Below are 12,350 nucleotides of genomic sequence, written 5' to 3' on the forward strand. Positions count from 1 at the left end.
GTTATAAAATTTTCACCTTTGTGTGAATATTATGCGCTAAATATAAAAATTTAATATTCCGTTAAAAGTAAATTTTTCTTTTATTCATCCTATTTTCATGATAAAATTATCTTTGTTGAAGCCGGACGTATGATATTGCCAGTTGATGGTGATAATTTCCGAAACCACTTTTTTTAACGCGCTGTATTCATTCGGTTTTTTCATAAAAATATTCCCCCCATTTACAAAAACATTTTCAATTTCTGCTTCCGAAACGGTGTTTGAATAAATGACCGTAACCATATTTTCAAGCTTTGCATTCGATTTTATTTCATGAAGATATCCCAGAGCATTTTTCGTTGGAATATGAAAATCCATGAATATTATTTCGGGGATAAGAGCGTCTTCGCTGTTCAGATATTTCATCAGATCGGCTCCGTTCTGGAAAGCCTGAACTTTTGTTCTTATTTTCAGTTCTTTAAGTATATTTTTTAAAAAAACAATATTCCCTTCATCATCATCTGCCAGGATTACATTCAGATATTCTTTATTCATAAAGCATCTCAGAATTGATTGCCAAACTTTTCGCTTTTCTTCTCTTTCCGATAATTTTCTGAAACTGAGAAGGCGTAATACCTGTTGTATTTTTAAACTGCGTACTTAAATGCGCCACACTGGAATAATTTAGCCTGTTAGCAATTTCCGTAAGGCTTTCTTTATTATTAATTATCAACACTTTAGCATATTCAATCTTTTGCAGAATAATAAAATTTTCTATCGAAGTAAAAGCTACTTCAGAAAATAAGTTAGACAGATACCCATAGCTATGGTTCAGTTTTTCTGCAATAAAAATTGACGCTTTTACAGAAACAGCTTGGTCGGAAAAAACAAGCTCAACAATAGCATCTTTTATTTTTTGAACTAAAGCTGTTTTTTGACTTTCAATGATCTCAATACCGTAATCTTCAAGATTTTTTTTAAAAATTTTATGCTGTTCTTTTGTAAAAGATTCATAAAATTCTACTTCTCCAAAGTTTAACAGACGATATTTCAGCCCTTGCTCTTTTAGCCTTTCATCTAATACCTTTTTACAAAGGGCATTAAAATCGAATTTAACATACATTTTCATCCTGTAATAAGTGTGCCTAATTTTACGTAAATATAGTAATTTATTTCATTTAAAAGTGAAATAGAATAACTTTTTTATTTTTTTTTATAAAACGCAAAAAACTCCTGCATTATTTAATACAGGAATCTAAACACTAAGGATGAAAAAAAATATACTGATAAAAAGCTTTACAAGCTTTAAAACCAAGCATATGAATGTATTGTTTTAGAGTGATTTGGTTCTGGTGCAAAGATGGATTAAAAAAACACATCACCTGTTATAGAATTACCATCAAATGTTACAGAATTTTAAGTCAATTAAATGTGAATTAAAAACTCCATTAAATAGTCATCCATGAAAAAACCATTGCCAATATCAAAAACGCCTTCATCATATACTTTATAACCTTGAGATTCATAGAATTTTTTCGCAGAATTATATTTGTTGACATTCAAAATAATGCGATTATCTCCGTTTTCGGAAGCCTTTTGATTCAAAAACTGCAACGCATTTTTTCCAAAACCTTTCCCTTTGCTTTCCGGAACCAGGTAAATGCGGTGAAGTTTTGTGGTTTTTTCTTCATAGTGATGCTCGTACCCGATAAATCCTTCAAAAGAATCATTATTTTCATCCAAAATCAAATAATAATGATAATCAGGTTTTTGTAAATGACCTGCAATTTCTTCGTGTGAATACATTGCGCTCAGCATAAAATCCATTTGTTCGGCAGAAAGTATCTCTGCATACGCATTTTCCCATGATCTTTTTGCTAAATCCTGAATTAAGGAAATATCGTTTTCTGTTGCTTTTATTAATTTCATTGTATAATATAATTTATTTTAATTAAAAAGGTGAAAAGCATTGCGCCTTCCACCTTTTATATATTTTGTCAAATGTCAATTTTGCTTTGCAAGTGAATTGTAATTTCAACCAATAAATTCTCAAATTTACAATTGACTTATTCACTTTTCACATTTTGACGTTTCACCCTTTAAATCTTCGCCATTTCAGCTTTAATTTTCGCATATAATCCTTCTGATGCAGGAACAAGAGGAAGTCTTAAATAGTTTTTAATGATTCCTTTCTCGGCCAAAATAACTTTAATTCCGCAAGGATTTCCTTCTGCGAAAATAAGTCTTGTGATCTCAACTAATTTATTATGTATTTCATACGCTTCATCAACTTTTCTATCAAAAGCCAGCTGTACCATGTTAGAAAACTCTTTCGGATAGCCCTGCCCGATCACGGAAATTACTCCGTCTCCGCCAGCTAAAGTTACGGGAAGTGTAAATTCATCATCTCCGGAAACTAAGGAAAATCCTTCAGGTTTTTTTCTTAAAATGTCGAAATACTGTAAAATATTTGGCGAAGCTTCTTTAATTAAGAATAAATTCGGGAATTCATTTGCCAAACGTAAAGTGGTTTCCGCGTCAACATTTTGTCCGGTTCTTGAAGGGACGTTATAAATAATAATATTTTTTCCTGTGGAAGCCAATGCTTTATAATGCTGATAAAGCCCTTCCTGATTAGGTTTATTGTAATATGGAGACACAGAAAGTACCGCTTCAAAAGCTGAAAGGTCAGCTTCTTCAATCTGTTTTTTAACTTCAAGCGTATTATTTCCACCAATTCCCAACACCAAAGGCAAGCGTTTATTATTCACCTTAATGATATGATCTACCACCTGTTTCTTCTCCTCGTCAGAAAGCGTTGCAGCCTCTGCCGTAGTTCCCAAAACAACTAAATAACTGGTTCCGTTTTCGATATTATAGTCCACAAGTTTTGTTAAACTGTCGAAATCAACGGATAAATCTTCATTAAAGGGTGTTACCAAAGCTACACCTACTCCTTTTAAAATGCTCATCTGTTAGAATTATTTTTGTCAAATTTAATAATTTACGGTAAGAATTTGTAATAAATAATAATGTTTTATTATACATATAATTATATTTGCATATAGTAAAAGATAGTATGAAATCGCTATAACTCAAATTGTGCACAAAAAGCATGTAAGTTTGACGATTACAAATGATCTTAAAAATAATTTGCTGCATATGAAAAATAAATTCTTGTTACTGGGAATTGCTCTGGCAACACTTTCCGCTTGTAAGACGGCTTCTCCGTTGCAGGTGGCAGATGTGAAGACTCAGAAAAATATTTCTATTAATAATGAGCTAAAAAATGATGAGGAGTTTGTAAAAATTATTGAGCCTTATAAGCAAAAACTGGATAAAGAGATGAATCAGAAAATCTCTCACACCAATGTAGACCTTACAAAACAGGGTGACAACAGTAATTTAGGCAATCTTTTGGCAGATTATACATTTGAAGGAGCTGATGAATGGACGAAAGCAAACCTTAAAAAAAATGTCGACGCCGCACTGATTAACATCGGAGGAATCCGTACAACAATTGGGAAAGGTGATATTTGGCTGAAAAGTGTGTTTGAGGTAATGCCTTTCGAAAATGAAGTGATTATTGTTAAAATGAAAGGATCAGATTTACAGGGACTTTTTGATTATTATGCAAAAACTCAGGTAAACAATCCGGTTTCTCATTTATATATTGAAACTAATAACGGACAATTAACCAAGACTTTAATCAACGGAAAAGAAGTAAATCCGACACAGGATTACTACATCGCAACGTCTGATTATCTGGCTTTGGGTGGTGATAATATGAAATTCTTCGCAAAAGGAGAATCTATCCCGACAGGAATTAAGTTAAGAGATCTTTTCATTAATTATTTTAAGAAAAATCCTGACGTTGTGGCCAATACAGATGTTCGTTTAAATTTTATCGGTAAAAAGTAATGGATAGAAAAAGTTTTTTAAAAGCAATAGGTGGCGGAACTTTAGCAATGGCTTTAGCTCCGAATATGATGATGGCGGAAGAATTAAATATTCTTGACTTAAAATCCGCAAATAAACTGACTATTCTTCATACCAACGACCAGCACAGCAGAATAGAGCCTTTTGACGAAAGCTATACCAAAAATCCCAATCAGGGAGGCTTTGCGAGAAGAGCAAGCTTAATTCAGCAAATCAGAAATCAGGAATCTAATGTTTTGCTTCTTGATTCGGGCGATATTTTTCAGGGAACTCCTTATTTCAATTTCTTTGGAGGTGAGCTGGAGTTTAAATTAATGTCCATGATGAAGTATGATGCTTCAACGATGGGAAATCATGATTTTGATAATAGTTTAGACGGATTTTTAAAGGTTTTGCCGAATGCGCAGTTTCCTTTTATCTGTTCGAATTATGATTTTAAAAATACAATTCTTGACGGAAAGACCTCTCAATACAAGATTTTTAACAAAAACGGAATCAAAGTCGGGATTTTCGGTGTCGGAATTCAGTTAGATGGATTGGTTGGTAAAAAGCAATATGGAGAAACAGTGTATTCAGATCCAATTGATGTGGCACAACATTATTCAAATTTCCTTAAAAACGAACAAAAATGTGATCTCGTAATCTGCCTTTCACATATCGGCTACGATTATAAAGACGAACCGGATAAAGTAAGCGATAAAATTTTAGCGGCAAAGACAGAAAATATTGATCTGATTTTGGGCGGCCATACCCATACTTTCCTACCGGAACCACAAACTTTCAAAAACAGACAAGGCAAAAATGTTTTGGTCAATCAGGTGGGTTGGGCAGGTTTGCTTTTAGGCAGAATAGATTTCTTTTTTGATTCAAATAAAAACGTACAACATATTTCCTGGAATAATCAGGCGATAGACAGCTCTATAATAGCATAATATGAAAAAACTCTCTATAATTTCTCTTGGTATTTTGGCATCCCTGCAATGTGTAGATGCTCAGGTTATTTCTTCAAAAAAATGGTCGGATATGTTCTCCTACAACAATGTTCTGGCGATGAAAGAAGATAACGGAAAAATAGTGGCAGCTACGGAAAACGGGATTTTCTATTATACAATTTCAACAGGAGAAATTACAAAGCTGTCCAAAGCAAACGGCTTACATGAGGTCGCTATTTCTGCATTTGATTATAATCCGCAGACCAAAGTCGGTTTGATCGGCTATCAAAACGGCTCGATGGATGTGATCACTCCGGACGGTGTTACTTATATTGTAGATATTCCGATTGCAACAGGCTACAGCGGGAGTAAAAAAATTAATCATATTTCAATTACAGGCGAAAAAGCTACAGTTTCCGTCGGGTATGGAGTTTCTGTTTTTGATTTAAAAAAGAAAGAATTTGGTGATTCCGCATTCTTCTTATCGGGAGGTGTTTACGAAGCAAGCAATGAAGCAACAATTCTTGGTAACAAAGTCTTTTCCGTAACCAATACAGGATTAAAAAGCCATGATATGAATACCACTTTCCCAGTATTTTCTACATGGACTACAGAGATGCCAGGAACCTTCAAACACATTGATTCAGAAGGTGTTTTAACTTTCTCATCGGCTACAACTGCTTATCTTTATAACAGTGGCACATCTATTCCGCTTTCACAGAGCTTTGGAGATGTGCAGGATGTGGTGGTTACGGCCAATAATATCATCGTTACAGATCTCAACAGGGTATATACATTCAACACAAACGGAAATTTTGCTGCTACGGCAAGCTTCGGTGAAGAATGTAATACAGCAACCACTGTCTCCGGAAAAGTATATGGCGGAACAAAATTGTCCGGAGTAAAAGATGAAACAAATAATACTTTCAGACCAGACGGGCCTTATAAAAATGCTTCCTATAAAATTTCTCTGGTAAATGACCAGCTTTGGGTATCGAGTGGCGCAAGAGATGCCTATAATAACCCGATTTACAGAGATTTAGGTTATTATCATTTTGATGGAACGAAATGGAATTATCCTGATTATTTTCTTAATAATCCGATCAATTTTAATGTGCTCGACGTTATGGCCAATCCGTCCAATCCGAGTGAAGTTTTCTTTGTAAATTATTCATTTTTGCCTAATGAAAAAGGCATTTATAAAATGGAAAATAATGTCTTTAAAAAAGTATACAAAAATAGTGATTCGGGATCTTTCAACAACAGGCCTTCAGGGTTGGCATTTGATGAAAACAACCAGCTTTTTGCTTCTGTAGGCTTAATCGAAGGAACGACCGCCAATACAGGATATTACTTTTTTGACAGGCCCGCAGATGATTTTATTCTTGTGCCTTTAATTGCCGCAGGAAATACTCAAAAGCCACTTGTGAAAGACAATATTATTTATATTCCAAGCCCGTTTTTTGATCCGGGCGGATTGATTATGAAAGAATACGGAAGTAATCCGGCCTCAATTAATGGCGCTTTAAAAGTAATCAGAAAAGAAAATAATCTCGCCGCAAACGGAACCGTTTCTGCCGCGATTGATAAAGATGATAACGTCTGGATCGGAACCAGAGGCGGATTGAGAATTCTTTCAAATCCAAAATCTGCCATCACAGAAGCGACCCCGCAAACAGAAGCTATCGTCATTGAACAAAACGGAATCGCTGAAGAGCTTTTCAGAGATAATACGATTTTACAGATCGAGCCTGACTCCGGAAATCACAAATGGGTTTCTGTAGATGGTGGTGGAGTTTATTACCTATCGGAGGATGGCGAACAAACCATCAAACATTTCACAAAAGAAAATTCACCGTTACCCAATAATAGCGTTACAGACATCAAGGTTGACAATAAAACAGGAAGGGTTTATTTTGTGACCCTTGACGGAATTATGACGTATCAAAGTGATGTCGCCGATGTAAATTCTAACTTCGGAAACGTTTTGGTTTATCCAAATCCTGTGGTTTATTCAAACTTTAAAGGAAAAGTTACAATTAAAGGGTTAGCCGAAAAAACAAACATCAGAATTACCGATGCTGCCGGAAATGTGATCCATTCTGCTGTAGCCAGAGGAGGTTATTACGAATGGGATCTTAACAATATGAGAGGGAAAAGAGTGGCTTCCGGGATTTATTTTGTTTTAATGACCAATGAAGACGGTTCCGACAAAGCGACTGCAAAAATCGCTGTAGTTAATTAATGAATTCACAAGACGGCTTTTTACTTTCTTATATAAAATATGGTGAAAATGATGCTATTCTTCACTGCTTTTCGGAGGAAGATGGTTTTCAAACCTACTTTTTAAAAGGAATTTATTCTAAAAGAAACAAGAAGAAAGCATTGCTGTTGCCTTTGAGCAAGCTTAATTTTTCCGTTAATTTGGGAAGAGGCGGCGGTATTCAGTCCATTTCAAAGTTTGAGCTGGTAAAAAGCCACGATATTTACAGTGATATTAAAAGCAATACGGTCATTTTTTTCATCTCGGATTTCCTGAATCAGGTATTAAGAAATGAAAATAAAAACTTACGCTTATTTTTTGGAATTGAAGAATTTATCACTGAATTATCGCAACAGAATTATCAGTCTCATTTGATTTTTTTAATTAAAATTCTGGAAATCCAGGGTGTAGCGCCATTGATTAATAGTGGTAATTTTCTCGATCCCGAAACAGGAACTTTTTCTGAAATTTTGGTACATCAGCTATTCAACCGGGAAATTTCCTCGATTTGGAAAAGTATCATTTCATCAGAAAACCCTTATCAGATAAAGATCCATTCTACATTTAGAAAAGATTTTTTAGACAGCCTTTTGGTGTATTATCACTATCATATCACAGATTTTAAAATCCCGGCTTCACTTGAAGTGATTCAGCAGATATTTGAATAAAATTATTGATTTTCATTACACATACAATTTTTTCATTCCGTAGAAATCCAAACTCATTTTGTTGAATTAAATGTGAAAATCATTGCTGAAATTCCTGCGCAATGATAAACTGTATGTGTATTTTTCACGAACTTTTATGATTTACTTTGCATCATCAGGCATTTCTGTTTCAGATTCTGCGATCTCTTTTTTTGAAAACCTTGGCTGAAGGATTTTTGCAATTAAGCCCGTCCAGCCCGTTTGATGGGAAGCACCTACTCCACGGCCATTATCACCATGAAAATATTCGTAAAATAAAATATAATCCTTAAAATCAGGGTCCGTTTGAAATCTCGGATACTGGCCATTCACGGGACGGTTTCCATTTTCATCTATTAAAAATATCCTGGATAATCTTTTGCTTAATTCATCTGCAATCTGATCTAAATTCAAATAATTTCCGCTTCCGGTAGGATATTCAACTATAAAATCCGGGCTGTAGTAAAAGAAAAAACGCTGCAAGCTTTCAATAATTAAAAAATTGATGGGAAACCAGATCGGCCCGCGCCAGTTGCTGTTCCCCCCAAAAAGCCCGCTGTCACTTTCCGCCGGAGTATATTTTACGGAGTAATCTGTTCCGTTTAAATTTAACTGGTATGGATTTTTTTCATATTCTTTCGACAAAGCACGAATACCGTATTCACCTAAAAATTCATTTGGATTTAACATCCTGCTCAGCAGTCTTTTCAGGCGATGGCCTCTTAAAAGTGAAAGCAAGTGTTTGGAATCCTGACCTTTAACTTCCCAATGAGAAACCAAAGAGGCTAATTCCGGTTTATTTTCCAGCACCCAATTCATTCTTTTCTTAAAATTGGGCAACTTTTCGATCATTTCATCATCAATCACCTCAACGGCAAACATCGGAATCAATCCAACAACCGTTCTCATTCTCAGATACATATGATTTCCATCATTGGAAGCAATGGCATCGTAGAAAAATTCGTCTTTTTCATCCCAAAGACTGAAATGCTCTTCTCCCATATTGTCGAGAGAATTGGCTATAGAAAGGAAATGTTCAAAGAATTTCATCGCCATTTCTTCATACACTTTGTTATAAAGCGCTAATTCTAAGGCAATTCTCATCATATTGAGCGCAAACATCGCCATCCAGCTTGTTCCGTCTGACTGTTCCAGATGTTCGCCATTCGGAAGCGGTAAATTTCTGTCGAAAACACCGATATTATCGAGTCCTAAAAATCCGCCTTCAAAGATATTATTCCCGTTGTTATCTTTTTTATTGACCCACCATGTGAAGTTCATCAGCAGCTTTTGGAAAGCACTTTCCAGAAACTCTATATCCGGCTTATCATTTAAATATTCATCAATTTTAAACACCCTGAAAACGGCCCAGGCGTGCACCGGAGGATTCACATCACTGAAATTCCATTCATAGGCCGGAAGCTGGCCGTTGGGATGCATATACCATTCAAAAAGGAAAAGCTTTAGCTGATATTTTGCAAAACCGGGATCAATTAAAGAAAAGCTGATGGTGTGAAAAGCCAGGTCCCAGGTCGCATACCACGGATATTCCCACTTATCGGGCATCGAAATGATATGCTCATTATTGAGATGCTTCCATTCGTAATTCCTGATTTTCTCACGGGATTTTGAAGGTTTAACTTCCGCAGGATCGCCTTTCAGCCATTTTTCGACGTTGTAGTGATAAAACATTTTATTCCACAACATTCCGGCGAAGGCTTGTCGCTGAACGAGCTTTTCGTCATCAGATTTTATTCCTTCCTGGATTTCAGCATAAAAATTATCGGCGTCTTTTTGTCTTGCGGTAAAAATTCCGTCAAAATCTTCAAAAGGAAGTGGTAAATTTTTATCAGAAATCCTGAATTCAAAAATTTTTGTTTCTTTAGCCTTAAAATTTTCATCAATAAAAAATGCAGCTTTTGTACCGATATCTTTCGGATTTATGGCCTGGGAATTTCCGTTAATTATAAAATCATTAATTCCGTCTTTAGCATATTTTGAGTCATTTGGGCATTGATAAAGCTTTTCATTATTGGTTTCGTTGTCACAAAATAAAGTTTTTAGAGATTGTTTGGCGTAAATGTTTTTTATTTCTAAATCTTTGTGATTCACTTTAACGGAAGTGGCTTCTTCTGAGCTCAACTGAGGCTTGTAATTGTCATAGCCCCAATTCCACGTATTTCTAAACCAAATTGTCGGAAGGATAATTAATGGTGCTTCTTTTCCGGATTTATTGGTAATGGTGAGCTTAACTAAAATATCATTCGAACTTTCTTTCGCATATTCAATAAAAATATCAAAATATTCATTTTGGTCAAAAATTCCGGTATCGATCAGCTCATATTCTGGGTCATTTTTACCTCTTTCTGCATTTGTTTTAATTAAATCTTCATAAGGAAACGCGTTTTGAGGATATTTATATAGCATTTTCATGTAAGAATGCGTCGGCGTAGAATCCAGGTAATAAAAATATTCTTTAACATCTTCCCCGTGATTTCCCTGCTCGTTTGACAGACCAAAGAAACGTTCTTTCACCATTTTATCTTTTTTATTCCAAAATCCTATGGAAAAAACCAGCTTTTGGGAATCATCACAAATCCCGCAAATCCCTTCTTCGCCCCATCTGTAGGTTTTGGCTTCGGCAGAATCGTGGTTGGTGTAATTCCATGCGTCGCCGTCTTCGCTGTAATCTTCGCGAACAAGCCCCCACTCACGGTTGCTGACGTAAGGTCCCCATTTTTTCCATAAAATATCTAAAAGTCTTTCCTTTTCCTGCATAATTGATAAATGATTAATAATAAATGATTAAAGGGTGAATGGTCAATTCTGCTTTGCAAGTCAATGGTGAATTTTTTAACTATTCGTATAATGTGAACAGCTAATTTTTGCTTGCATTGAATTGTGAGTTTATAAAAATTTACAAAGAAGGCAATTCACTATTGACAATTGCTCTTCTTATCCTCCCGTTGAAAAACTCTCAAAAGTGGTCATTCCGCCATCCACGAAAATACTGGTTCCGGTAATGTAATCCGCCAAATCACTTGCCAGAAACGCCGCTAAATTCCCGATATCCTGAGGCTGCCCGATTCTGTTGTAAGGAATTAACGTTAATAATGAGTTTAAAGCATCCGGAGTGCTCCACGCATCTTTATTGATCGGCGTTTGAATCGCGCCCGGACAAATAGAATTGACACGGATTTTATCTGCACCATATTCCTGGGCCAGCGTCTGCATCAACATTCTGATCGCCCCTTTGCTCGAAGCATAATTCGCATGACCTGCCCAGGGAATGATCTCGTGGACCGAGCTGATATGAATGATTTTTCCGCAGGCAATCGAGCGGGAAGGATCAATACCACGGCGAAGAAACTCTTTAATTGCTTCTCTTGCGCAAAGAAACTGCCCTGTAAGATTGACCCCGATTACGGCATTCCATTGATCGATCGTCATTTCCGTAAACTTTGAATCTTTCTGGATTCCTGCATTATTAATTAAAATATCTACCGTTCCGAATTCTGAAACAACATCCTGAAACATTTTTATCACCTGATCTTCTTTGGAAACATCGCATTGATAGGTAATTCCTTTTCCGCCTGCATCGGTAATTTCTTTTAAAACCGCTTTGGCTTCATCTGCAGACCTTTCTGAAGAGTGGTTGACAATAACCGTTGCACCCGCTGAAGCTAATGATTTTGCGATTCCTGAGCCAATTCCGCTTGAAGCTCCTGTAATGACAGCAACCTGATTTTGAAGTGATATTTGCATATTTTATTATTTGATGTTACTCAAAGTTAGCAGAAAGTATTGCGCCAAACGGAATATTTTGGAATTAAAATTTTCTTAAAGTTTTTTATACATGATCCGTTGAGGCCCATTTCTTCCGATCATGGTTTTTCCTTCGTGATGATAACCCACTTTTATGTAAAGATCATAAGCGCCAGGATTGTTGAAATTAACTCCCAAAACGATTTCTTCACAATCTTTAAAATGATTTTTAACAAATTGATCGACTTCCAGCATGGCAGCCTTTCCGATTCCTTTTCCCTGTAACTGAGGGTTTACGGATAGTGATCGCAGCAAAACGGAATTTACATTGTCTGTAAGGTCAAATTTATCATTCCCAAAATCCAGAACGAAAAATCCGGAAGGCTTTTCATCTTCAAAAATCGTTACGGGAAAGGCTTTACCGTCGGCTCTTTCCTTAATTCTCTGTAAAGCCATTTCTGCCGTTGATGTATATTGTATCTGAGTTTCATCCAGAGCATAATTAAGCTCAGAAAAATCTTCAGATGCATAGAATTTTAAATGTACCATATTCATTAATGATGACAAGGTTTTCAGATATTCAAATAATATTTAAATCTATGAATTTTTATTTTTACAGACCCGAATTATCATAAAAAACTCAATCCAAATAATATTTTTCGTAATTATTTTTTTTCAAATAAAATTTTAATTAAACTTAAAAAAGATATTCCCAACTATTAATTATTTAATAAAACATTATGATTTTATAGCACAATTTTTGACACATTGCAAGCAAATACAACC

11 protein-coding genes are annotated in these 12,350 nt (G+C 35.4%); 4 read left to right on the plus strand and 7 right to left on the minus strand.

The window, feature by feature from the left end:
• Positions 1-84 precede the first annotated feature (84 nt).
• The 4 genes from BLT04_RS03780 to dapA all read right to left on the minus strand — a co-directional run bounded on the left by BLT04_RS03780 (position 85) and on the right by dapA (position 2,951).
• On the minus strand, positions 85-534 hold the full coding sequence (locus tag BLT04_RS03780; RefSeq protein WP_089753800.1) for a response regulator: 450 nt from the start codon (positions 532-534) through the stop codon (positions 85-87).
• On the minus strand, positions 527-1,108 hold the full coding sequence (locus BLT04_RS03785; protein ID WP_089753803.1) for a helix-turn-helix domain-containing protein: 582 nt from the start codon (positions 1,106-1,108) through the stop codon (positions 527-529). The genes BLT04_RS03780 and BLT04_RS03785 overlap by 8 nt, the downstream gene beginning before the upstream one ends.
• Before the next feature lie 296 nt (positions 1,109-1,404).
• Complete coding sequence (locus tag BLT04_RS03790; RefSeq protein WP_089753805.1) at positions 1,405-1,908, minus strand: GNAT family N-acetyltransferase; 504 nt, start codon at positions 1,906-1,908, stop codon at positions 1,405-1,407.
• Positions 1,909-2,078: 170 nt separating this feature from the next.
• On the minus strand, positions 2,079-2,951 hold the full coding sequence (gene dapA, locus BLT04_RS03795) for a 4-hydroxy-tetrahydrodipicolinate synthase (protein WP_089753807.1): 873 nt from the start codon (positions 2,949-2,951) through the stop codon (positions 2,079-2,081).
• 190 nt (positions 2,952-3,141) lie between these two features.
• Between dapA and BLT04_RS03800 the strand changes: the two genes are divergently transcribed.
• The 4 genes from BLT04_RS03800 to recO are packed head-to-tail and all read left to right on the plus strand — an operon-like array spanning position 3,142 to position 7,781.
• The gene (locus BLT04_RS03800) at positions 3,142-3,900 is read left to right on the plus strand and encodes a 5'-nucleotidase C-terminal domain-containing protein (protein ID WP_089753809.1); all 759 of its coding nucleotides are present in this window, start codon (positions 3,142-3,144) and stop codon (positions 3,898-3,900) included.
• Complete coding sequence (locus BLT04_RS03805; RefSeq protein WP_089753810.1) at positions 3,900-4,850, plus strand: bifunctional metallophosphatase/5'-nucleotidase; 951 nt, start codon at positions 3,900-3,902, stop codon at positions 4,848-4,850. The genes BLT04_RS03800 and BLT04_RS03805 overlap by 1 nt, the downstream gene beginning before the upstream one ends.
• A 1-nt stretch (position 4,851) precedes the next feature.
• The gene (porZ, locus tag BLT04_RS03810) at positions 4,852-7,095 is read left to right on the plus strand and encodes a type IX secretion system anionic LPS delivery protein PorZ (RefSeq protein ID WP_089753813.1); all 2,244 of its coding nucleotides are present in this window, start codon (positions 4,852-4,854) and stop codon (positions 7,093-7,095) included.
• Positions 7,095-7,781, plus strand: coding sequence for a DNA repair protein RecO (gene recO, locus BLT04_RS03815; protein ID WP_089753815.1), 687 nt, complete (start codon positions 7,095-7,097; stop codon positions 7,779-7,781). Before porZ ends, recO begins: the two co-directional genes overlap by 1 nt.
• Before the next feature lie 141 nt (positions 7,782-7,922).
• Here the strand turns inward: recO and BLT04_RS03820 are convergent, their stop codons facing one another.
• The 3 genes from BLT04_RS03820 to BLT04_RS03830 form a co-directional block, all read right to left on the minus strand.
• Positions 7,923-10,577: an MGH1-like glycoside hydrolase domain-containing protein gene (locus BLT04_RS03820; protein WP_170828420.1), complete on the minus strand. Its 2,655-nt coding sequence runs from the start codon at positions 10,575-10,577 to the stop codon at positions 7,923-7,925.
• A 177-nt stretch (positions 10,578-10,754) separates the two neighbouring features.
• Complete coding sequence (locus BLT04_RS03825) at positions 10,755-11,564, minus strand: glucose 1-dehydrogenase (RefSeq protein ID WP_089753819.1); 810 nt, start codon at positions 11,562-11,564, stop codon at positions 10,755-10,757.
• A 75-nt stretch (positions 11,565-11,639) separates the two neighbouring features.
• Positions 11,640-12,119, minus strand: a complete 480-nt coding sequence (locus tag BLT04_RS03830; protein WP_228421898.1) for a GNAT family N-acetyltransferase — start codon at positions 12,117-12,119, stop codon at positions 11,640-11,642.
• Positions 12,120-12,350 lie beyond the last annotated feature (231 nt).

Source organism: Chryseobacterium soldanellicola (genome assembly GCF_900100115.1).
GTDB classification, from domain to species: domain Bacteria; phylum Bacteroidota; class Bacteroidia; order Flavobacteriales; family Weeksellaceae; genus Chryseobacterium; species Chryseobacterium soldanellicola.